The sequence below is a fragment of the Leucobacter faecis genome (assembly GCF_054456635.2).
Window position 1 is genome coordinate 16,458 of the sequence record NZ_JBTJEP020000004.1, and the last position, 22,957, is coordinate 39,414.

The 22,957-nt window shown below is 64.7% G+C and carries 19 protein-coding genes; 15 read left to right on the top strand and 4 right to left on the bottom strand.

Annotated features, from left to right (window positions below):
- The first annotated feature begins 64 nt into the window (after positions 1–64).
- The 4 genes from ACXR2T_RS04400 (at position 65) to ACXR2T_RS04415 (ending at position 5,748) form a co-directional block, all read left to right on the top strand.
- Complete coding sequence (locus ACXR2T_RS04400) at positions 65–2,104, top strand: acetate--CoA ligase family protein (RefSeq protein ID WP_458837694.1); 2,040 nt, start codon at positions 65–67, stop codon at positions 2,102–2,104.
- Positions 2,105–2,190: 86 nt separating this feature from the next.
- Complete coding sequence (locus tag ACXR2T_RS04405; RefSeq protein WP_458812298.1) at positions 2,191–3,354, top strand: acyl-CoA dehydrogenase family protein; 1,164 nt, start codon at positions 2,191–2,193, stop codon at positions 3,352–3,354.
- An 86-nt stretch (positions 3,355–3,440) separates the two neighbouring features.
- Entirely contained in the window at positions 3,441–4,625 is a 1,185-nt protein-coding gene (locus ACXR2T_RS04410; protein WP_458837696.1) for an acetyl-CoA C-acyltransferase, read from the top strand.
- 52 nt (positions 4,626–4,677) lie between these two features.
- Positions 4,678–5,748: an ABC transporter substrate-binding protein gene (locus tag ACXR2T_RS04415; protein ID WP_458837698.1), complete on the top strand. Its 1,071-nt coding sequence runs from the start codon at positions 4,678–4,680 to the stop codon at positions 5,746–5,748.
- Between the two features lie 83 nt (positions 5,749–5,831).
- On the opposite strand, the gene ACXR2T_RS04420 is transcribed toward ACXR2T_RS04415, so the two are convergent.
- The gene (locus ACXR2T_RS04420; protein ID WP_458837700.1) at positions 5,832–7,001 is read right to left on the bottom strand and encodes a M20 family metallopeptidase; all 1,170 of its coding nucleotides are present in this window, start codon (positions 6,999–7,001) and stop codon (positions 5,832–5,834) included.
- Between the two features lie 69 nt (positions 7,002–7,070).
- Here ACXR2T_RS04420 and ACXR2T_RS04425 point away from each other — a divergent pair, with 69 nt between their 5' ends.
- The 8 genes from ACXR2T_RS04425 (at position 7,071) to ACXR2T_RS04460 (ending at position 15,755) form a co-directional block, all read left to right on the top strand.
- Entirely contained in the window at positions 7,071–7,691 is a 621-nt protein-coding gene (locus tag ACXR2T_RS04425; RefSeq protein WP_458837702.1) for a TetR/AcrR family transcriptional regulator, read from the top strand.
- Positions 7,692–7,782: 91 nt separating this feature from the next.
- Complete coding sequence (locus tag ACXR2T_RS04430; RefSeq protein ID WP_458837704.1) at positions 7,783–8,988, top strand: Glu/Leu/Phe/Val dehydrogenase dimerization domain-containing protein; 1,206 nt, start codon at positions 7,783–7,785, stop codon at positions 8,986–8,988.
- Positions 8,985–10,604, top strand: a complete 1,620-nt coding sequence (locus tag ACXR2T_RS04435; protein WP_458837706.1) for a thiamine pyrophosphate-binding protein — start codon at positions 8,985–8,987, stop codon at positions 10,602–10,604. The genes ACXR2T_RS04430 and ACXR2T_RS04435 overlap by 4 nt, the downstream gene beginning before the upstream one ends.
- A gap of 46 nt (positions 10,605–10,650) precedes the next feature.
- A complete protein-coding gene (locus tag ACXR2T_RS04440; RefSeq protein ID WP_458837708.1) occupies positions 10,651–11,718 on the top strand; it encodes an ABC transporter substrate-binding protein in 1,068 nt (355 codons plus the stop codon).
- A 92-nt stretch (positions 11,719–11,810) separates the two neighbouring features.
- Positions 11,811–12,872 (top strand): ABC transporter substrate-binding protein, encoded by a 1,062-nt coding sequence (locus tag ACXR2T_RS04445; RefSeq protein ID WP_458812322.1) that lies wholly within the window; start codon positions 11,811–11,813, stop codon positions 12,870–12,872.
- Positions 12,869–13,813, top strand: a complete 945-nt coding sequence (locus tag ACXR2T_RS04450) for an ABC transporter permease (protein WP_458812325.1) — start codon at positions 12,869–12,871, stop codon at positions 13,811–13,813. The genes ACXR2T_RS04445 and ACXR2T_RS04450 overlap by 4 nt, the downstream gene beginning before the upstream one ends.
- Positions 13,810–14,649 (top strand): ABC transporter permease, encoded by an 840-nt coding sequence (locus ACXR2T_RS04455; RefSeq protein ID WP_458812328.1) that lies wholly within the window; start codon positions 13,810–13,812, stop codon positions 14,647–14,649. The genes ACXR2T_RS04450 and ACXR2T_RS04455 overlap by 4 nt, the downstream gene beginning before the upstream one ends.
- Positions 14,646–15,755 (top strand): ABC transporter ATP-binding protein, encoded by a 1,110-nt coding sequence (locus tag ACXR2T_RS04460; RefSeq protein WP_458812331.1) that lies wholly within the window; start codon positions 14,646–14,648, stop codon positions 15,753–15,755. Before ACXR2T_RS04455 ends, ACXR2T_RS04460 begins: the two co-directional genes overlap by 4 nt.
- A 358-nt stretch (positions 15,756–16,113) precedes the next feature.
- On the opposite strand, the gene ACXR2T_RS04465 is transcribed toward ACXR2T_RS04460, so the two are convergent.
- Together ACXR2T_RS04465 and ACXR2T_RS04470 are read right to left on the bottom strand one after the other, a co-directional pair.
- On the bottom strand, positions 16,114–17,109 hold the full coding sequence (locus tag ACXR2T_RS04465) for an NAD(P)H-dependent flavin oxidoreductase (protein WP_458812334.1): 996 nt from the start codon (positions 17,107–17,109) through the stop codon (positions 16,114–16,116).
- A 118-nt stretch (positions 17,110–17,227) separates the two neighbouring features.
- On the bottom strand, positions 17,228–18,061 hold the full coding sequence (locus tag ACXR2T_RS04470) for an enoyl-CoA hydratase/isomerase family protein (RefSeq protein ID WP_458837710.1): 834 nt from the start codon (positions 18,059–18,061) through the stop codon (positions 17,228–17,230).
- A gap of 132 nt (positions 18,062–18,193) precedes the next feature.
- Here ACXR2T_RS04470 and ACXR2T_RS04475 point away from each other — a divergent pair, with 132 nt between their 5' ends.
- From ACXR2T_RS04475 to mshC, 3 genes are all read left to right on the top strand, one after another.
- Complete coding sequence (locus tag ACXR2T_RS04475; protein ID WP_458837712.1) at positions 18,194–19,507, top strand: M20/M25/M40 family metallo-hydrolase; 1,314 nt, start codon at positions 18,194–18,196, stop codon at positions 19,505–19,507.
- Positions 19,508–19,698: 191 nt separating this feature from the next.
- On the top strand, positions 19,699–20,565 hold the full coding sequence (locus ACXR2T_RS04480; RefSeq protein ID WP_458812343.1) for an undecaprenyl-diphosphate phosphatase: 867 nt from the start codon (positions 19,699–19,701) through the stop codon (positions 20,563–20,565).
- Complete coding sequence (gene mshC, locus ACXR2T_RS04485; protein ID WP_458837714.1) at positions 20,562–21,815, top strand: cysteine--1-D-myo-inosityl 2-amino-2-deoxy-alpha-D-glucopyranoside ligase; 1,254 nt, start codon at positions 20,562–20,564, stop codon at positions 21,813–21,815. Before ACXR2T_RS04480 ends, mshC begins: the two co-directional genes overlap by 4 nt.
- Before the next feature lie 20 nt (positions 21,816–21,835).
- On the opposite strand, the gene ACXR2T_RS04490 is transcribed toward mshC, so the two are convergent.
- Entirely contained in the window at positions 21,836–22,927 is a 1,092-nt protein-coding gene (locus ACXR2T_RS04490; RefSeq protein ID WP_458837716.1) for a PAC2 family protein, read from the bottom strand.
- Positions 22,928–22,957 lie beyond the last annotated feature (30 nt).

The following is a 22,957-nucleotide window of genomic DNA, read 5'->3' on the forward strand; positions in this document are numbered from 1 at the left end:
TTAATGGCAATGACGCCACGGAATAAGGACGAAGATGTTGCTTTCCGCGCAAGACTTTCAGCACGTGAACCCTCGGGTAACACACGACTTGAACGCATTTCATGACCCGGCTTCGGTGGCGGTCATTGGGGCGTCCTCAAACCCCGCCAAGTGGGGGCACTGGCTCGCGATGGGGGCCGGGATTGGGCGCACACGCCGGCGCGTGTACCTGATCAACAGCGCCGGGGGTGAGATCGCAGGGATGCAGAGTTACCCATCGCTCGACAGTCTCCCCGAGGTGCCAGAGCTGCTCGCCATTGCGGTGCCAGGGCACCTGGTGCTCGAGGTGATGCGCGATGCCCTCAGCAAGGGAGTGCGTGCATTTTTGGTGGTGGCCGCGCAGATGCACGACGAAGCCGCCGCGGCCCAGCTGCTCAGCGAGTACGGCGCGCGCATGATCGGCCCGAACAGTCTCGGGATCTATTCAGCCGAGGGCGAGCTGCAGCTGATGTGGGGCAGCATGCGCCCGGGGTCGCTCGCGATCATCTCCCAGAGTGGGCAGCTCGGGAGCGAGATCGCCGCGCTCGGTGTGCGTGCCGGCGTGGGGATCTCGCGCTTTGTATCGCTGGGTAACCAAACAGACGTGCACGCCACCGAGGTCATTCGATCGGTTGCGGGCGACTCGCGCACCAAGACGATCGGTCTCTACCTCGAAGACTTCGCGGGAGCGGGGGAGCTGTTTGCGGCCGTACGCGAGGCAGCCGCCGCTGGCGTGCGTGTACTGCTGCTCACCACGGGTGAGAGCGCCGCGAGTAGGCAACTGGCCCAATCGCACACCGGGGCCATGACGTCGCCCATGGATTTGGTCGACGCGGCCTGCCGAGCCGCCGGCGCCCTGCGGGTCAGTACACCGAGCGACCTGGTGCAGATCGCGTCGTATCTTGATCGTGTCGAAGCGCCCGAGGGGCCGCGCATTGCGGTGATCAGCGACAGCGGCGGACAAGGCGGGATCGCGGCCGATCAGGCGTCGCACCTCGGCCTCGAGCTGCCGCCGCTCAGCGACGCACTGCGCACGCGCATGCACGCGATGCTGTCGGAGCAGGCATCGACGCGCAACCCGATCGACCTCGCGGGGTCGGGCGAAGCGAACCTGAACGTCTATGTCGACCTTGCGCGACTGCTCGCAGAAAGCGGGGAGGTTGATGCGGTGGTCGTGTCGGGGTACTTCTGTAGTTATGGTCACGACACCCCGGCGCTGCACGAAGCCGAGGCGACCGTCGCCGCACGGTTCACCGAAATCGCGGGCGCCCCGGTCGTTGTGCACGCGATGGCAGCAGACAGCCGAGTGGCCGAGCAGCTGCGTGACACCGGCGTTCCGGTGTACGGGCGCATCGAAGACGCCCTGCTTGCCATCACGGCGGCATACGAGCTCGCGGCCCGCACGAGCCGGATCAAAGACCCTGCCACTGCACGCCCTGCGCTTCACCAGGAGGTCGCACCAATCGCGGGTGGCAGTCAGGCCGACCTACGCGCAGCACTTGTGACGGCGGGGTTTCCCTTTCCGGTTGTGCGCACGGTGCGCACCGCCCACGAGGCGGCCGCCGCCGCGAACGAGTTGGGGGGTGCAGTTGTGCTGAAGGCCGCGTGGCTCGCTCACAAAACAGAGGCGGGAGGCGTGGCGCTGGGACTCACGGGTCCCGAGGCCACCGCAGCGGCGTTCGAGAGCATGCACGCTCGAATCGGCGACGGCGCATACACGATCGAAGCGCAAGACACTCGTGAACACGTCGCCGAGTTCATCGTCGCCGCACGTCGCGATCAGGCCTTTGGGTCCGTGATCTCTGTGGGCTATGGCGGCACCGAGACCGAGGTGTGGGAAGACCTGCGCGTCGAGCTCGCGCCGGTCTCGCTCGAAACAGCCCACGGCATGATCGACGAGCTGCGCAGCGCCAAACTGCTTGCACCCTGGCGCGGCCGGCCCGCACTTGACCGCGACGCATTGGCCCGCGTGGTCTCTGACCTGAGCCACGTATTGGCCGCAAGCCCGGCGGTAGGCGAAATCGAACTCAACCCGGTGCGCGTGGGGCCAGACTCGGCGATCATCGTCGACTGCCTCGCCGAATAACTCAGACTTACCTGCACGTATCACCACTTCATCAATCACCGGCCAGCGCAACCTCGCGCTCGTCGAAACCCCGAAAGGAACCACCGATGGATCTTTTGGAAAGCACCCGCAGCATCTGGCAGCTCACCGACGAGCAGGAGGCAATCGTCGAGCTCTGCCGCGACTTTGCGGCCGAGCAGGTGCGTCCCCGCGGCCGCGAAGTCGACGAGGCCGACGACGGTTCGCCGCTCGACCTGTTCCAAGAAGCCGCAAAGGTGGGCATCACCGACTTCATGATTCCCGAGGAGTTCGGTGGTGGCGGGTTTACTGATCTGTTCACTCAGTGCCTCGTGCAAGAGCAGCTGTGCTGGGGCGACCTGGGCATCGGCAACTTTCTGTGCTCCAACGGCTTCTTCGCCGATCCACTACTCGTGCTGGGCACCCCCGAGCAGAAGGAGAAGTGGCTGCGCCCGCTCACAGGCGAGAACCCGGTGCTCACTGCTCTCGCCACCACCGAACCTGGATCCGGATCAGACGCGGCGGGGATCGTCACCCAGGCCGTGCGCACCGAGGGCGGGTACCTGCTGCGCGGCCAGAAAGCCTGGATCTCGAACTCGGGCTACGCCGACCAGTACGTGGTGTTCGCGAAGACCGATCCGAACGAGCGCTCGCGCGGGGTTAGTGCGTTTCTCGTCAAGAAGGACGCCCCCGGCTTCACGATGGGCGAACCCATGAAGAAGATGGGGCAGCGCGCGATTCGTTGCCGCGAACTGTTCTTCGACGACGTGTTCGTGCCCGAGGAGAACCGCCTGGGTGAAGAAGGGCAGGGCTTCTTTGGCCTCATGAAGACGTTTGATGCCTCGCGTATCGTGCTCGCCGCCGCCGCCACGGGCTGCGCGCGCGCGGCCTACGAGTACGCGCTGAACTACGCGCGTGAGCGCGTGCAGTTCGGCAAGCCCATCATCGAGCACCAGGCCGTCGCGTTTCGACTTGCTGATATGGCGACCCGCATCGACGCCGCCTGGCTGCAGACGCTGCGCGCCGCCAAGATGTTCGACCAGGGCAAGCCGATCGCGCGTGAGGCCGCGATGGCAAAGCTGCAGGCCTCAGAAACCGCGGCGTACAGCACCTGGGCTGCGGTGCAGACGCTGGGCGGTTGGGGCTACTCGCGCGAGTTCCCGGTTGAGCAGTGGATGCGCGACGCGAAACTTGAAGAGATCGAGGAGGGCACCTCAGACATTATGCGCCTCGTGATCTCGCGCAACCTGTAGTGCATTCGGGGCGGGAGCGGCACCAGTCGCCCCGCCCCGATCCCGCGTAATACCCCGCCGTTTCGGCGCTGAGACAGGAGTCCCACATGGAAGAAACCGTTATCGTCGAGGGCGCGCGCACCCCGGTCGGTCGATTAAGCGGTGCCCTCGGCAAGATTGCCGCCCCCGACCTCGGCGCTCACGCCATACGCGCGGCGCTCTCTCGCGCGCACGTTTCTGCGGGCGACGTTGAAGAGGTGCTGCTGGGCAATGTGATTCAGGCCGGGCTCGGCCCGAACCCGGCCCGGCAGGCTGCGCTGGCCGCCGGAATTGGTTTGGGCGCCTCAGCCACCACGCTCAACCGATTGTGTCCCTCGGGGCTCGCCACCGTATCGGTGCTCGATCGCGCAATTAGGCTCGGTGAGCGCGCTGTCGCGGTGGCCGGCGGGTTCGAGTCGATGACGGGTGCACCGCACGTCGTGCGTGGCGCGCGTGCAGGCTTTGCGTACGGTGACGGCGCGCTAGAAGACACGCTCAACAGGGACGCCCTATTCTGCGCGATTGACCACTGCACGATGGGCGCTGCCACCGAACAGCATCAAGAGCCCTTTGGGTTGAGGCGCGAAGAGCTCGACGAGTTCGCGGCTCGGTCGCATGCGCGTGCCGCGCGTGCCCGAGACGCAGGCACATTCGCCGAAGAGATCGCGCCCTATGAAATCGTGGGACGACGCGGCACCAGCGTCGTGGAGCACGACGAGGGTATTCGTGACGATACGACCGCCGAGGGGCTTGCTCGTCTTCGGCCAGCATTTGCGCAAGACGGCATCATCACGGCCGGTTCGTCCTCACAGCTGTCTGACGGCGGCTGTGCGCTTGTGCTCATGTCGCGGTCTGAGGCTGAGCGGCGCGGCCTCAAGTGGCTTGCACGCGTGCGGGCGAGTGCGGCGGTCGCTGGCCCCGACACGTCACTGCTGCTGCAGCCCGCGCGCGCGATCGAGCGCGCGTGCGAGACGTCGGGCATCGATGTCGGGCAGCTCGACCTGTTCGAGCTGAACGAGGCGTTCGCGGGTGTTGCGCTGCTGTCTGCGCGTGAACTCGGAGTCGACCTCGATCGTGTGAATCCGAACGGCGGTGCGATCGCGCTCGGCCACCCCCTGGGCATGAGCGGAGCGCGCATCGTGCTCTCGCTCGCCTACGAACTTCGCCGCCGCGGCGGCGGTATCGGGGCGGCAGCCCTGTGCGGGGGCGGTGGTCAGGGAGACGCGCTCATTATTGAAGTGCCGGATCACTAAAGTGGTAGGAATTTCACGGATAGAACGTAATAGACGTCGAGGAGGACGCTCAATGTTTACATCTCAGAAGGCGCGGGGCGCGGTCGCCGCCGTAGCGATCGCGGGGCTGGCCCTGACCGGATGCGCGGGCGGAGGTGGCGGCGGCAACGACGAAAAGTCCCTCGCGGTGACAATGTGGGGCGGTGGGGCGCAAGATGCTCACGTGAGCACCGTGATCGAGCCGTGGGCGCAAGAGAACGGGGTGACGATTCGCCAGGACTCACCCACGGACTATGCCAAGATCGACGCAATGGTCGAGGCTGGCAAGGTCTCGTGGGGCATCGTTGAAACCGAGCCCAACTACACCGACACCGCCTGTGAGGCGGGCACCCTCACCAAGCTGAGCGACGCCGTGTTTGACGCCGCGAAAGAGGCGGAGGTGAGTGACGAGTTCTTGAGCGAGTGTGGAATTCCGATTCTGCAGTACGCCTTCACGATCGCGTATAACACCGACAAGTTTGCCGACGCTCACCCCACCACGTGGGCAGAGTTCTTTGACACCGAGAAGTTCCCCGGTAAGCGAGGGTTCTGGAAGTACGCCACCGGCGGCATTTTTGAAGCGGCGCTGCTTGCCGACGGGGTGGCTCCGGCCGACCTGTACCCGCTCGACCTTGACCGCGCATTTGCAAAACTCGACACCATTAAAGACGACATCGTCTGGTACGACACGGGTGACCAGCAGGTGCAGCTCGTGGCGAGCGGTGAGGCGCCTCTCGTGCAGGCCTGGAACGGACGCATCACCCAGGCAGCAGCCGACGGCCAGCCCGTCGCCAACGAGTTTGGTGAGAACCTCACCACGTATGAACACGTGGTGATTCCAAAGGGCTACCCCAACACCGAGCTTGCCGAGGAATGGATGGTGTGGTTCTTGTCGAACCCCGAGGCGCAGGGCAACCAGGCGGTCGAGTCGGGCTACGGGCCCGCTTCACCGCTGGCGCTCGAGTTCGTTCCTGAGGACGTGCAGGCCGAGCTCGCGGGCAGCGAGGCCGTCAATTCCCAGGCGGCTGCGACCATGGACTACGGCTACTGGGCCGACAACTATGGCCCGGTGACTGAGCGGTTCAACGTGTGGATGGCACAGTAATACACGCCACGCGTAGTCATAACGCGTAACAGCGAAGCGGTGTGGGGAGCGGCGTACGCTCCCCACACCGCTTCGCTGCGCCACTAGCTCCAGGGCTGAGTGTTGCGGTCTTGTCGCAGTAGTCGCGCGCGCACGTCGGGGTGCTGCGCGGCATCAATGACGACGTGGCTCAATAGGGTGGCGCCCGCCACCACAAAGTCGTCTCCGGCGCTGCCGCGGGCCGCCTGCGCAAACTCGCGGGTGTGGATCCCGGCGCTCCCGTCTCCCAGCTGCAGCATGGGATGAATCGCGGGTACATGGAGTGACAGGTTGCCCATATCGGTCGAGCCACCACGGGGCTCGAAGAGCGGACCTGCCACGCCGACGGTGGTGGCGCTGCGCTGATAGAACTCCAGGAGATCGGCATCGGCCTCGAGTTCGGCGTAGGCGACCGGGTTCACCGAGAACTCGAACTCGCAGTTCGCGGCAATCGCGCCAGCTCGCGCGCACCGCTCGAGCGTGGAGACGGCCCTGTGCATGCTCTCGAGGGTCGCGGCGCGCACCATCCAAGAAGACTCAGCGGCGGCCGGAATGACATTCGCGGCGCCAAAGGGAGATACGGGTACCCCGTGAATCTGCTGCCAGGGTTCGAGCTGCTGCCTGGCGAGCCCTACGGCCGTCATCATGACCGTGAGTGCGTCGAGCGCGTTGCGCCCGAGGTGCGGCGCATACGAAGCGTGCGCTGGCGCGCCGGTGAAGCTCACCGAGATATCGGTTGAGGCGAGCGGCGTCATCGAGCCGTAGTTGCGCGGGCCGGGGTGCAGCATGAGCGCCGCGTGAGTGCCTGCGAACGCTCCCCGTTCGAGCAGCATGATTTTGCCGCCCGCGTTTTCTTCGCCCGGAGTGCCTACGAGCTGAACGGTGATGCCGAGTCGATCGGCGAGGGGAGCGAGCGCGGTGAACGCGCCGTAGGCTGTAGCGGCGATGAGATTGTGCCCGCACCCGTGGCCAATCCCGGGCAGCGCGTCATACTCGGCGCACAGCGTAATGACGAGGTCGCCCGAGCCCGCGGTCGCACGCAGCGCGGTGGGTACCCCGGCTAGCGCACGCTGCACGCTCACCCCCTGCTGCTGTTCGAGTGAGGTGGCGAGCAAGTTTGCGGCGCCTACCTCCTCCATTCCCAGCTCTGGGTGGTCGGCAAGCTGGTGGCTGATCTCGACAAACTCTGATCGCTGAGCGGTGATGGTGTGTTCGACCTCTGCTTTGAGTGACATGCGCTTACGCTATCGATATTGGAGTTACTGATCAATGGTTCAGTTGTTGAGACGGATGGTGGAGGCGCAATGAGGCAGCGATTGAGTGGCGAGGCGCGGCGTGATGAGATTCTGCAGGCCACGGTGGAGCTCGTGGGCGAGCGCGGGCATCAGGCGGTGCGCGTCATTGATGTGGCGCGCAAATTATCGGTGAGTGCAGGGCTCGTGATGTATCACTTCGGCACGAAAGAGGCACTGCTTGCAGCCGCGTTTGCATCTGAAGCGGGGCGAGATCTTGAAGCGGCCCGCGCGATTCTGGCGCAGAGCGGGCACCCCACTCAGGCTCTCGTGAAGCTGACGGCCTGGTATCTACCGACGAGTGCGGGGGCACGCAGCTGGAGGCTGTGGCTCGATGGCTGGGCCGCGAGTCAGTTCGACGAGCAGTTTGCGAGCGTGATTCGGGCGTGTGATGACGACTGGCGCGAACTGTTTGCGACGGCGGTGCGGGCCTGCAGCGACCGGGGACTTGCGCGGGCGGTCGAACCGGGGGAGCGGGGGGTGGCCGCCGCCACCGAACAGCTTGTCAGCTTTATGAACGGCCTCGTCGTTCGCCGCCTGACCGCGCCGCAGGTGATCCCTGACGTGACGCTTACCGAGTGGGTGCGTGAGTACCTGGTGCGCCAGCTCGAGATTTCGCTTGACGCGACGTAGCGAGTCGTGCACACTCATTAACTGAACCGTCATTTAGTTATGATCTAGACGGTTTCGCACCCACATCACCGATCTCAAAGAGGAGTATCGAATGCAGCAAGCGACCGTGAAATCTCGCCCGTCCTTTATGGAGATCACCTGGCAAGACCATGAAACGAGCGCGGTGGGCTACGTCGTCATTGACCGCCTCCTGCGCGGGGTGTCGAGCGGGGGGCTTCGCATGCGGGCGGGGTGCACGCTCGACGAAGTGCGAGGCCTGGCGCAGGCGATGACGAAGAAAGAATCAGTGCACCTGCGCGAGGGCATGGCCTACGTGCCGGTGGGAGGCGCGAAGGGCGGCATCAACTTTGATCCGCGAGACCCGGCCGCAACGGGGGTGCTCGAACGGTTTCTTGACAGCTTGACACCGATCCTGCGCAGCTACTGGGCCGTGGGCGAAGACCTGGGCGTGCGCCAGCTCGACATCGACGAGATCTTTGAGCGCCGAGGCTGGGGCAGCTCCGTGGCGCCCGTGCGCGCGCTGCTGGGCGACCAAGCCGCAGTGGCCGACACGCGCATGGCACGCGCCTTTGCCGTGCACGTCGATGGTATTTCACAAGACGAGATGGTCGGCGGATACGGTGTCACCGTCGCTGCACTCACCGCCCTTGAAGCGCGGGGTCTCGCCCCGGAGCGGGTGCGCGCGGTGGTACAGGGCCTGGGGTCAATGGGCGGCGCTACGGCGCGATTCTTGGCCCGTGCGGGTGTGCGGGTTGTAGGCGTCGTCGACGCGGGCGGCGTGATCGTGGATCAGAACGGGCTCGACGTCGAAGCGCTCCTCGCCGCCCGCGACCAGTTCGGTTCTGTCGATCGCACGCGGCTACCCGACGGAGCCGCTGAGCTGCCTGGGGCTGAGTGGCTGCGCGTCGAATGCGATCTGCTGGTGCCCGCGGCCATCTCGGGCTGCGTGACGGCGGAGAACTGCGACGAGGTGCGTGCGAGCATCATCGTAGAAGCCGCCAACCTGCCCGTGACCCCCGAGGCAGAGGCCTGCCTGGCCGCGCGCGACGTTGAGGTGATCCCCGACTTTGTGGCCAATTCTGGCACCAATGCCTGGTGGTGGTGGCTGCTGTTTGGTGATATCGACGGCACCTGGGAGTCCTCACGAGCCATGCTCGATACACGCCTGGGCGAGCTCACAAGCGAGGTGCTGCGGGCTGCCGACCGCGACGGCGTGACGCCCAGGGAGGCTGCCCTCAAGCTGTCGCACGAGCGGCTAGCGCGCATGGAAGCAAACGAAAGGAATGCAACACTATGACTATCGATCCCCACAACACTGGCCTGGCGATTATGCGCACGGTGCGCGGCTACGGTGTCGACACGGTCTTCGGTATTCCGGGCACGCACAATCTTGAGTTTTACCGTCCCGTCGAGAGCCTCGGCATGCGTGCCGTGACTTCGCGCCATGAGCAGGGCGCCGGATACGCCGCTGATGCCTGGGCGCAGCGCACCGGGCTGCCCGGGGTCATTCTCACCACGTCAGGGCCCGGCCTCCTCAACGCGCTTTCGGCCGCCGGCACCGCGTATTGTGAGTCTCGTCCCATGCTCATCTTGGCGCCCGGCGTGCCCAGGGGGCGAGAGGGCAGCACGAGCGGCATGCTGCACGAGACAAAGAACCAGCTTGCCGCCGCCGCCGCGATTGTCGACCATGCGGTGCGCGTGAGCACGGTCCACGAGGCTGTTGAGGCGGTGCACGAGGCCTTCGCGCGCGCACAAACCGGCAGGCCGCGCCCCACATACATCGAGGTGCCACTCGACCTGCTCGAGGAGGCCGTTGATGTTGACGAAAGCCTCTTGCTGCCGCGCGCGGTCACGCCCGAGACTGTGCATGGTGGCCTGCAGCAGGCTGATCTGCAGCAGGCGGCGGAGCTTCTCGGCAGTGCGAAGCGCCCCGCCATTATCGCGGGGGCTGGCGCGCGGCGCGGCCGCGAGTCGCTTGCACGCCTCGCTGAGATGCTCGGAGCGCCCGTGGTCACGAGCTCCAACGGCAAGGGGGTGCTTGCGGAGTCGCACGCCCTGTCCATCGGCGCAGACCTCCGGCTGGGGACCGCGGTGTCGCTGCTCAATGAAGCCGATGTGCTGCTGGTGGTGGGCACGAAGCTGGCCGAGGGAGAGTTTGCCGCGGGCGAGCTTCAGCCCGGGGGCAGCGTGATCCGGATCGACATTGATGCCGCTCAAGCGCGCGTGAACCTGCAGGCAGATCTCCTGCTAGTGGGCGATGCGGGCGACGCGCTGCCCGCGCTTGAGGCGGGCGTCGCCAGCATTGCGCGCGAGGCGCGCGTGCCGTGGCGGGATCTTACGCAGGTGCGCAAAGAGTGCCTCGCGGAGGCCGATCGCTACGGCGCCGGTATCGGCGAGGTTTCGCGCCGGATCGCAGCTGCGCTGCCCCCGGGCACGATCATCACGGGGGACTCGTCGCAGATTTGCTACGCCGGCATGGCGAGCCACTTTCGCGTGACGGGCCCCGCCGAGAGCATCAATATGACCACCTATGCCACGCTGGGCTACGGTCTTCCCGCGGCGATCGGCGCAAAGCTTGCAAGCCCGGAGCGGCCGGTCGTGTGCGTGACCGGTGATGGTGCGCTGATGTTCTCGGTGTCAGAGTTGCAGACCGCTTCTGAGCAGGGACTCAACCTCACGGTCGTGTGTGTCGACAACGGTGGGTACGGTGAAATCGAGCAAAACGAGGTGGACCGGGACATGCCACCCATCGCCGTGCGGCTGACCCAGCCGAACTGGCCCTTGCTTGCCGACGCCTACGGCGGGCGCGGCTTCGCCGTGGCGAGTGCCCACGAGCTTGAAGCGCGGGTGAACGAGGCTCTCGCCTACGAGGGGGTTGCCCTCGTGCACGTGCCCATGCGGCTTTTTATGTAGTACATCCTGTACATGCGGTATTCACGATGCGTCAAGGAGGACGAAAGTGAAGAAGAACACAGTGTTGATGGTCTCGGGTGCAGGCGTGCTTGCCCTTGCACTCACCGGGTGCGGCGGCGGGGCATCGGCTGGCGGCACCGACGAGCAGACGCTCACCCACGTTGAGTGGGGCGGGGTCTCGCAACAGATCAGTGCCGAGACGCTGTTTGAGCCGTTTGCGGCCGAGCGGGGCATCGCGCTCGCAGAGGATCAGCCGACCGACTACGCCAAGCTCGACGCCATGGTTGATGCGGGCAAGGTGAGCTGGGGGATCGTTGAAGTGGAACCCAACTACGCCGAGACAGCGTGCGCGGCGGGCAAACTCACGAAGCTCAGTGACAGTGTTAAGCAGGCTGCCATCGACAACGATGTCGACCCGGCTCAAATGGGGGAGTGCGCGATTCCCATTCTCGAGTATGCCTTCACCATCGGCTACAACACAGACACGTTCGCTGATGGGCACCCTGAGACCTGGGCTGAGTTCTTTGACACCGACAAGTTTGCCGGTAAACGGGGATTCTGGAAGTACCCGACCGGGGGCATCTTTGAGGCGGCGCTGATCGCTGACGGGGTGGAGCCTGGCGACCTGTATCCGCTCGACCTCGACCGCGCGTTTGCCAAGCTCGACACGATCAAGGACGACATCGTGTGGTACGACACGGGCGACCAGCAGACCCAGTTGGTGGCCAGCGGTGAGGCCCCGCTCGTGCAAGCCTGGAACGGACGCATCTTTCAGGCTCAGCAATCGGGGCAGCCCGTGGCCAATGAGTACGGCGAGAACCTGGGCACCTACGAGCAGATGGTTATTCCTCGGGGCTACGCAGAGACCGAGCTCGCCGAGGAGTGGATGGTCTGGGTGCTCTCGCATCCGGAGGCACAGGCCGAGTACTCCAAGCGCAGCAGCTATGGCCCGGTGTCGCCGGCCACGTTTGACCTGCTGAGCGAGGCTGAGCAGGCCGAAATGTCGAACAGTGCTGAGAACAGTAAGAAGATGTCGGCCCTCATTGATTACGGCTACTGGGCAGAACACTACGCAGAGGTCAACGAGCGCATGAACGTTTGGATGTCGCTGTAGCAAGTCACTGTTGCCAATACGGGATGTGCCTGACATAGTGGTCAGTATTGACTGGCTACTCAGTTAATGAAGTGACGTCAAGGAGGACGTTCATGAATAAGAAACTTGTCGTAGCTGCCGTGGGGCTTACCAGCGCGGCGCTTGTGCTTTCGGGGTGTGCCGGGGGCGCTGAGGGTGACTCCGATAAAACCCTCACCATGGTGGACTGGGGAGGTGAGACGCAGCGCGTCGCGCTCGAGTCCTTCTATAAGCCCTGGGCCGAAGAGGCTGGAGTGACGATGAAGGAGGATCAGCCCACCGACTACGCCAAGCTTGACGCCATGGTGAAGGCTGGCAAGGTCACCTGGGGCACGGTCGAGGTGGAGCCGAACTTCACCGACACGGCCTGTGCTGATGGAACGATCGAAAAGCTCAGCGACGATGTGAAGCAGGCGGCCAAAGACAACGGCGTTGACCCGCAGTATATGAGCGACTGCGGTATTCCGATCCTGATGTATGGCTTCACGATCGGGTACAACACCGATAAATTCCCCGATGCCCACCCGACCAGCTGGGCAGAGTTCTTTGACGTTGAGAAGTTTCCGGGCAAGCGCGGGTTCTGGAAGTACGCGACGGGGGGCATTTTCGAAGCGGCCCTGCTCGCAGACGGGGTGGCCCCGGCAGATCTCTACCCGCTCGATCTCGACCGCGCATTTGCGAAGCTCGACACGATCAAGGATCACATCGTGTGGTACGACACGGGTGACCAGCAGACCCAGCTGGTAGCGAGCGGCGAAGCGCCGCTCGTGCAGGCGTGGAACGGCCGCATCTTTAAGGCGCAGAGCGAGGGCGAACCGGTCGCTAACGAGTACGCCGACGCGCTGGGCACCTACGAGCAGATCGTGATCCCCGCCGGCTACCCGAACAAAGACCTCGCCGAAGACTGGATGGTCTGGGTGCTTTCGAACCCCGAGGCACAGGCCTCGTACTCGCGTCAGACGGGCTACGGTCCCGTCACACCCGCAGCGCTTGAGCAGCTGAGCGCTGACGAACAGAAGGAGCTAGCAAACAGCGCAGACAACAGCGCGAAGATGTCGGCCACGATCGATTACGGATACTGGGCCGAGAACTATCCCGACGTCACCGAGCGCATGAACGTTTGGATGTCAGAGTGAGTAGCACAGTCACCGCTGGCAGCGTCTCGGTCGAGACCGAAGAATCGGGAGCCGCCGCCGGGGCCGCGGCTCCCGGCCCCGCCGCCCCCAAGTCAAAGCTGCGCCGATACTTTGCGATAGATGGGTGGGGCGCGCTCGTTCTGCCGCTGCTCATCTTTCTCGTAGTGGTGTTCTTGATTCCGCTCGTGGCAATGCTCGTGAAGAGTTTTACCGACCCCGAGCTGGGCCTTGAAAACTATCGCGCCGTGTTTGCCGAGCCGCTCTACATGAAGGTGATTTTCAACACCTTCTACGTGGCCACGCTCGTGACGCTCGTGACGCTGCTGCTGGCGTACCCATACGCGTACCTCATGACGCTCGTGTCACCGTTTTGGCGCACGCTCATGATGGTCATCATGCTGATTCCGTTCTGGACGAGCGTGCTGGTGCGCAGCTTTGCGCTGATCGTGCTGCTGCGCGACACGGGCGTGATTAACACGATGCTCACCGAAGTGGGCGCGATTGATGAGCCGATCACGATGCTGCGTACCTTCTCGGGCGTGATCTTTGGCATGGTGCAGGTGTCGCTACCCTTTGCGGTGCTGCCCATGTACGCCACGATGTCTGGCATCGACAAACGATTGGGACTGGCGGCCCAAAACCTGGGAGCCCGGCCCGCGGGGGCGTTCTGGCGCATCTTTGTACCACTGAGCGTGCCTGGCGTCGCCGCGGGATTACTGCTCACGTTCATCCAAGCGCTCGGCTACTACATCACCCCCGCACTCCTCGGTGGGCCCAAGAACACGATGATCGGTGAGCTCATTGTGCAGCAGGTGTCGGCTGTGCTGAGGTACGGCTTTGCTGCGGCCCTTGCAACGATGCTGCTCGCGATCACGCTGCTGTTGTTGGGGTTGGCGGGCAAGTTCTTGAACTTTGAGAAAGCATTGATGAGGCGATCATGATCACGAAAGTAATTACTCGCGCCTTTCTGGGGCTGCTGGCGGTCGGTATTGCGATTTACCTGTTGATGCCCGTGCTCGTCATCATTCCCATGTCGTGGTCTGAGAGCCCGTACCTGTCATTTCCACCAGAGGGCTTTACGACGCAGTGGTACGAAAACTTCTTCACTGACGCGGCATGGATGAGCTCGCTCGGCAATAGCCTCGTGATCGGTCTGCTGTCGGCTCTGCTGTCGGTCGTGCTGGGCACACTCGCAGCACTCGCACTCGTGCGCGGTCAGTTTCCGTTTCGTGGCGCCATTATGGCCGTGTTGCTCGCGCCGATGATCGTACCGTTTGTGATCGTCGGTCTGGCCGTGTACATCACCTTTTTGGGGCTGGGGCTCACACAAACCACGCTTGGCTTCGTGCTCGTGCACACCGCACTGGGAGTGCCCTACGTGCTCATTAACGTGGTGGCCTCGCTCAGCAGCGTTGACCGACGTCTAGAGATGGCCGCGATGAACCTGGGAGCGAGCCCCATCGGCACGTTCTTTCGCATCACACTGCCGCTCATTCTTCCGGGCATGCTCGCGGGCGCGCTTTTCGCGTTCATTACAAGCTGGGACGAGGTCGTGGTCGCTATCTTCCTTTCGGGCCCCGATGTGACCACGCTGCCCGTCAAAATGTGGTCGGGCATTCGCGTGCAGATCGATCCAACGATCGCCGCCATCTCGACCATCTCTCTCGTGGTGATTCTTGCGGTGTTCGCGGGCCAGGGAGTCATCAAGTTGTTCTCGAGCGCCGGGGAGCGACGACGTAACAAGCGCAATTTTTCACTCCAGGAGGATCTGGCATGACGAGCCAACTCACGTACACCGAACAGATTTCAACCCTTGACCAGCACACCGGCGCCGCGATCCGGGTGTCTGATGTGCGCAAGACCTACGGCAACCTCACGGTGCTCGACGGTGTGAGCCTCGATATTAACGCTGGTGAGTTCATTACCCTGTTGGGCGCGAGCGGCTCGGGTAAGTCGACGCTGCTGAATATTGTGTCTGGCTTCACGCGGGCCGATGGTGGCCGGCTCGAGGTCGATGGCGAAGACATTACGCGCAAGCCGCCGCACCGCCGGGGCCTCGGCATGGTGTTTCAGCACTACGCGCTGTTTCCGCACATGAACGTGTGGGAGAACGTCGCGTTTGGGTTGCGCCGCCAGCGGCGCCCCAAGGACGAGGTGAAGCGGCGTGTCGACGATGTGCTCAGCATGATTCAGATGAGCCACCTCGCCGACCGCAAACCCGATCAGCTTTCTGGTGGCCAGCAGCAGCGCGTCGCGCTCGCGCGTGGAATCGTGTTTGAGCCGCGCGTGCTACTCATGGACGAACCGCTCGGTGCGCTCGATAAGCTCCTGCGCGAAGAAATGCAGCTCGAGATTCGGCGTATTCACCAGGAGCTCGGCATCACGTTCATCTTCGTGACGCACGATCAGCACGAGGCGCTCACAATGTCAGACCGCATCGCGCTCTTGAAGCACGGCCGGATCGAGCAGCTCGGTACGCCGAAGGAACTGTATGACAGCCCCCAAACGCGCTACGTTGCCGAGTTCATCGGTGAGTCGAACCTCTTCAAGGGACGGCCTGCAGGTAGTGGATTCGAGGAGGAGAACGGGCACCGGTTTGACCTCCCAGCGGGTGCGGGTGACCTGCTGATGGTGCGCCCCGAGCACGTGCGCGTGGCGTATGAGAGCGGCGGTGTCAACTCGATTGCGGTGAAGATCTACAACTGCGTGTACCTGGGCAGCGACGTCGTCGTGTACGGTCGCGCGGCGTCGGGTCAGTCGATCGTCGCCCGGTTCCCGCTGTCGCACGCGACCCAGGCACCGCTCGAGGGTGAGCAGGCCTTCATGACCTGGGCGACCGCAGACAGTCGCCTGGTACCAGAAACCGGCGATAGCGCGCGATGAGTCATCGCCCGGTAGCTCTCTATGCCGACATCGTCGACACAGATCTGACACCGGGCATCCGCCGCACTTGAAGCGGCGGATGGGACGTAAGCACGGCGGGGTCCTCGGACTCCGCCGTGCTCGCGCGCCCGGGGCGAGAAACGCATGCCCGCGTCTGCGGTTGAGAGGGTGGGCGTGCGGCCAAAAGTGGGTGTTATCAGGACCGATAACACCCACTTTTGGCCGCACGATGTCTGGACGCCTCACGTCGCGAGTCAGGGTGCGCCAATCTCACCGGTCAACTAGCGCCGAGAATACGCGAGGGGCGGTGCAGAGAACACATTCTCTGCACCGCCCCTCGCGTGTGCTGGGTGCTGCGCTACGCCGGCTGCGAGACGGTAAGCAGCGACGACAGGCGGTCGCGTACGATGTCGCTGCCCTCGCGTACGATTCGTTCTATCAGCTCGGCGGTGGTGGGCACGTCGCCGATGAGCCCCTGCGTCTGGCCTGCCCACCAGACGCCGCCGTCGACCTCGCCGTTTTGCAGTGCGCGCTCGCGACCCCGGGCTCCCGAAGCGAGGTGCGCGATGTCTGCGAAGGTCGTGCCATCTTGCTGTTCAATCTCGATAATTTCGTCGGTGACGGCGTTCTTGGCCACGCGTGCCGAGTTGCGGAACTTACGAAACACGACGTTGGTCGAGCGCTCGGAGTTTGCGACGATCTGCTGCTTGATGTTCTCGTGCACGGGAGACTCTACCGTCGCCACAAAACGCGTGCCCATGTTGACGGCGTCGGCGCCGAGCGCGAGTGCGGCGATGAGGCCGCGCGCATCGGCGATGCCGCCCGACGCGATGATGGGAATGTGCAGCTGGTCGGCGGCCGCTGGGATCAGCACGAGGCCGCCGATGTCGTCTTCGCCCGGGTGACCCGCGCACTCAAAGCCGTCAATTGAGACGGCATCGACGCCAATGGACTGTGCCTTGAGTGCGTGGCGCACAGTGACTGCCTTGTGGATCACCTTGACACCGCCGGCCTTGAACCCCGGGAGGAAAGGCTCGGGGTTGTTGCCAGCGGTCTCGACGAACGGCACTCCGGCCTGCACGATCGCGTCGGCGTACTCGTCGTAGGGGACAGGGTTGATCGTCGGTAGCATCGTCAGGTTCACGCCGAACGGCTTGTCGGTGAGGTCACGCGTACGCGCGATCTCGCGAGTCAGCTCCTCTGGTGTGGGCTGCGTGAGCGCAGACAGAAAACCCAGCGCACCGGCATTTGCGACGGCCGCGATGAGGGGAGCCCGGCCAACGGCCGTCATGCCGCCGCACACAATCGGGTGCTCGATGCCAAAGGTCTCGGTGAAGCGCGTATTGAAAGTCATAGATCCTCCTTGATCAGTGATGAACGCGTCCAACCTCCCATAACTGATTGGTTGGTCAATTAAAAATTGTAGCGCAGAACACGCGTCGTGGCGCGACTATTTTTGATCGCGCGTCGGCTCAACGGCCGCTGAAGCGAGGTGTGCGCCGTTCGACGAATGCGGCGGCCGCTTCCCGGGCATCGGCCGAATATGCGCAACGCTTTTGTGCGAGTGACTCGCGGTCGAGGGCACGCGAGAAATCGGGATCGCGCTGCATCGTCAAGCGTTTCAGCGTGCCGAGCGCCAGCGGTGCTTTCGACGCCAGTGAGGCTGCGAGCGTTGCGGTGTGGCTCTCGAGCTCATCGGGGGAGACCACGTGTGACACCAGCCCTATCGCGTGAGCTTCTTCGGCCGATACTTTCGGGTTGAGCAAAAACAGGGACTTCGCGCGTGCCTCGCCCAGAAGCTCGGTGAGTAGCCACAACCCGCCAAAATCGCTCGCGAGCGCGGCGTCAAGAAAGGCGGTGCGAAAGACGGCCGAAGTCGCGGCGACGCGCAGGTCGCAGGCAGCGGCCAACGACAGCCCTGCCCCAGCGCACGGGCCCGCGATGGCCGCGATGGACACCTGGCTGCTGCCGCGCAGCAGCTCCGAAACGCGGGCGTGCCGTCTCAGCACCGCGGCAGACTCCTCGATGCTCAGGTGGGCCGGGGCAAACTCGCCCGCCGCAAACTCGGGCAGGTCGCCACCCACGCTAAACACGGTATCGCCGCCGGTGACGATGAGCACCCGCACCGACGTCTCACCCGTCGCAGCTTCAACGGCCTCAAGTAGGCAGTCCATGAAGTGGGTCGTGAACGAATTGCGGCGCTGGGTCGCTCGAAGCTCGATCGTTGCCACGCCGCCCGCGACGCGCAGCCGCACCTCTTCGGGGCCGGTCTGGGGAAACGAGCGGGTGGAAGTGGCAGTGGTCATCGGTGACACTCATTTCTTATCGCTGACGTAAACAGCGCGACAAAATTGAATCGCGTGTCAATTATGGTTCATGGGGTCGTGCTGCGCCACAGCTGCCGCAAAAACAGGCACGGATCCGGCTACGCTGGAGGCATGAGCCAAGACACGAGCGCGCTGAAGCTCTCAGAGACCGCGCGCATTGCGCGCGATTTGATCCGGATCGACACCTCCAACCGCGGCGAGGGCGATGCGAACCCCGAAAGGCCCGCGGCCGAGTATGTCGCCGCGTACCTCGAGAACCTGGGCCTTGAGCCACAGATCTTTGAGTCGGCGCCGGGGCGCGCGAGTGTCGTCGCACGTGTTACGGGCGCGCAGCCCGAGCTGCCAGCGCTTGTGCTGCACGGGCACCTCGACGTCGTACCCGCAGACCCCGAGGGGTGGAGCGTCGACCCGTTCGAGGGCGTCATTAAAGACGGGATGCTGTGGGGGCGCGGCGCCGTCGACATGAAAGACATGGACGCCATGATCCTCACCGCGACGGCAGAGATTTTGCGGGCGGGCGACAGGCCCCGCCGCGACGTGATCCTCGCGTTCTTCGCAGACGAAGAGGCGGGCGGGGTCTACGGGTCAAGCTACCTCGTCGACAACCACCCCGAGCTGTTTGCAGGCGCTGGCACCGCGATCAGCGAGGTGGGCGGCTACTCCATCGACGTTGAGGGGCAGCGCGCCTACCTCATTCAGACGGGTGAGAAAGCGCTCGACTGGATCAGGCTGCGGGCCCGCGGTACGGCCGCCCACGGTTCACGCGTGTGGCACGATAACGCCGTCACCAGGCTCGCCGAGGCGATCGCTGCGCTCGGCCGACACGAGTGGCCGCTCGCGCTGTGCAACACAACGCGTGACCTCATCGATGAGCTCGCGAAGCTTCTGGGTGAAGACCCGCAGACCGTCGACCCCGAAACACTCGTGCTGCGCCTGGGTAAGGGCGGTGGATTTATTCAGGCGAGCCTGCGCAACACGAGCAACCCGACGGTGCTCACCGCGGGGTACAAACACAATGTGATTCCCGACACGGCCGAGGCGCTCGTGGATGTGCGGTCGCTGCCGGGCGAGCAGGCCACGATTCTCGAGCGCGTACAACAGATTGTGGGCGACGACATTGAGATCGAGCGCGTGCACTCCGACGTCGGACTCGAGGTGCCCTTTGAAGGCGAGCTGATCGACGCGATGACGGCGAGCCTCAAGCGGCACGACCCCGAAGCGCGCGTGTTGCCCTACCTGCTCTCGGGCGGCACCGATAACAAGTCGCTCTCGCGGCTCGGGATCACGGGTTACGGTTTCGCACCGCTCAGGCTGCCCGCCGACCTCGACTTTCCCGGCATGTTTCACGGGGTCGACGAGCGTGTGCCCTTGGACGCGCTCGACTTTGGCCACGACGTGCTCGTCGATTTGCTGCGCAGCTACTAGGTATTTTGTCGCGCAGCTCATAGGCATTTTGTCGCGCAGCTCGCGGGCGCAGGCCTGCTGAACACCCCGCGGTTCAGTGTGCGCCCGCCGCGGGTGGGCTAGTCTGGTGCGCGGCCATAACACCAGCCAAACGCCGCCTGCGCACACTGGACGAAGGCGGCGACGCGTGCACAGCGCGCTGAAAGGACACGATGGGAATCTTCGAGGCGATCCTCCTCGGCATCATTCAGGGGCTCACCGAGTTCTTGCCGGTTTCGTCGAGCGCGCACCTGCGCGTCGCGAGCGAACTCATGGGCATTGGCGACGCGGGCGCCGCGTTCACTGCGATCACACAGCTGGGCACGGAGGCCGCCGTCGTGGTGTTCTTCTGGCGCGACATTACCCGCATCATCGGTGCCTGGTTCAAGTCGCTCACGGGCAAGCTACCGCGCAAAGACCCCGACGCACTGATGGGCTGGTGGATCATCGTGGGTACGGTGCCCATCGTTGTGCTCGGTCTCGTGTTTCAAGACCACATCGAGACGACCCTGCGTTCGCTCTGGTTTACCGCGATCACGCTCATCGTGTTCGGCCTGCTGCTGGGGCTCGCAGACCGTGTTGGTCGCAAGCAGCGCGACATTAAGGATCTGACGTGGAAGCGTGGTCTGGCGTACGGCTTCGCGCAGGCGCTCGCCCTCATTCCTGGCGTCTCGCGTTCGGGTGGCACGATCACCGCGGGCTTGCTCATGGGTTACAAGCGCGAGGCGGCCGCCCGCTACTCGTTCTTGCTTGCGATTCCGGCCGTGTTTGGCTCGGGTTTCTACCAGCTGTTTAAGGTCTTGAAGTCGCCCACCGACACGACGCCCATGGGCCTCACTGCTATCGCCACGGTTGTCGCATTCGGCATCGCCCTCGTCGTGATCGGGCTGTTCATGAAGTACATTTCGAAGCGCAGCTTCATGCCGTTTGTCGTGTACCGCGTGCTGCTCGGCATTGTCATCATCGTGCTGCTCGCCACCGGCGTGCTGACCGCCGAGGGCGGCACGGCTATCGCTCAAACCGCTGGAGGCGCACTGTGAGAACCTGGACCCCGCCCGAGATTCCCGAGCTGCCCGGCGTAGGCACCGTGCCCAAGCTGTTCAACACGGCCACCGGCCGGCTCGAACACCCCGCGATTGCCGACGGGCGTGCGCTGCTCTACGTGTGCGGCATCACACCGTACGATGCGACACATCTCGGCCACGCTTTCACGTACCTCGCATTTGACATCATGCAGCGCGCCTGGCGCGACGCTGGCATCGAGACCGTCTACGCGCAAAACATCACCGACATCGACGACCCGCTGCTCGAGCGCGCGAACGACACCGGCGTCGATTGGCGCCAGCTCGCCGACGACCAGATCGGCCTATTCCGCTCTGACATGCACCGCATGGGCATGATTCCTCCCGAGCACTACATTGCGGTCACCGAACACATCGACGAGATCGCGCAGGCCGTATTCGAGTTGCAAGAGCGCGGTCTCGCCTACACCGTACCCACCGCAGACGCCCTCCACGCGGGCAGCGAAGACGTGTACTTCGACTCGGCCGCCGCCGAGCGCGAGTCGCAGTGGCGCCTGGGTGATGTGGCGCCCTACGACTACGCCGAGATGCTCAAGCTGAGTGCCGAGCGCGGCGGCGACCCGCAGCGGCCGGGTAAGCGCGGCGGCCTCGACCCGCTGCTGTGGCGCGCGGCACGCGCGGGCGAACCCAGCTGGGAGAGCCCGGTGGGCGCAGGCCGCCCCGGCTGGCACATTGAGTGCTCGGTCATCGCGACGGGCGCGCTCGGCGGCGCGTTCACGGTGCAGGGCGGCGGTAGCGACCTCATTTTTCCGCACCACGAGTACACGGCCGCGCACGCGACCGCGCTGTCGGGCACGCCGCTCGCGCACGCCTACTGCCACGCGGGCCTCGTCGGGTACCACGGCCACAAGATGTCAAAGTCGCGCGGCAACCTTGTCTTCGTGTCGAAGCTGCTCGACGGCGGCGCATGCCCGTCCGCGATCCGCCTGGGGCTGCTCGCGCACCACTACCGTGCAGAGTGGGAATGGCACGACAGTGACCTCGACACCGCCACGCGCAGGCTCGAGGCCTGGCGCGCGGGCTTAGAGCGCACGGGAGACGATCCGGCGCAGGCTACGACGGTGCTGGGGCAGCTGCGTGCCGCCCTCGCGAACGACCTCGACACGACCGTGATGCTCGCGACGCTCGATGCTGCGCTCGATCGCGGGGTCGATGATCCCGCGCTCATCAGAAGCGCGGTGCTCGCGCTGCTGGGCGTCGAGCTCTAGCGCCCCGAGGGCGTAGAGCTCTAGCGCCCCGAGGGCTGCGGCCCAGCCTCCTCGGGGCCCTGATCCTGCTCCGGATCGGGGCCCCGATCTCGAGCCGGATCGGGGCCCTCCGCGGCATCGCGGGGGTGCGGGGCGCCGGGAAAGATCTCGCCGGGCACCGCGCCCAAGAGCTTCTCGAACTCGAGCGCGATGGCGTCGCCCGTGGTGCCGGCGGCCAGCGCCTCGTCGCGCGCGCGTTCGAGCGTGCGAATGTACTGTGACATTTCTTCGTCACCGTCGGCGATGCGGTTGATGTGGGACTCCCAGTCGTTGGACTGGGCGAGCAGCTCGCCGCGGGGGATCACAACGTCGAGCAGCTCTTCAAGCTTGTCGAGCAGCGCGAGGGTCGCCTTGGGTGAGGGCGCCGAGTGCACGTAGTGGGGCACCTGGGCCCACAGTGACATCGTCGGCACGTCTGCGGCAGTGAGGGCCATCTCGATCACCGTCATAATGCCGACGGGGCCCTCGTAGCCGCTAAGCTCGGCGCCGCTTGCCTCGCGCAGTTTGGCGTTCTCAGACGTAATAGTCGTGGCGATCTGACGCGAGTGCGGCGCCTCTGCGTACATTGACCCGATGAGAATCACGGTGTCGATTGCCCAGGTGTCGACCAAATCAACGATTTCTTCGGCGAAATCCTGCCAGTGGTAGGCGGGCTCGTAACCGGCGAGCAGGTACACCTCGGTGACCGGTGAGCCGTCAATGCGGCGCACACGCTCGTCATCGGCGGGTTTCTGGGCAGGTTCCTCGGGCTGCTCCGCGGTGGGCTCATCTGCTGTGTCGACGGGCCGTTCGGCCGGCTGCGCTACGGGCCAGTCGTCAGCCGGGCGGGCGACGGGCCCAAATAAGCGGGTGTCGGGCCACTCGAGCGACCTGGCCCCGCCAGGCGCCCGGGTGAGCTTGGGGCGATGCGCCTGAAAGTCAATGAATCCCGAAGCCCCAATGGTGTGCAGCGGTTCGGCGCCGAGCAGCCCCGCTAGGTGCTGCAGCGTGTCGGTGGCGGCTTCTCCCGCATCACCCCAGCCCTGAAATGCGGCGAGCAGCACGCGCGGGGTGGGGCGAAGGGTATCTGTCACTCGAGGCTCCTGAAGTTTGGTGGTGTCGCA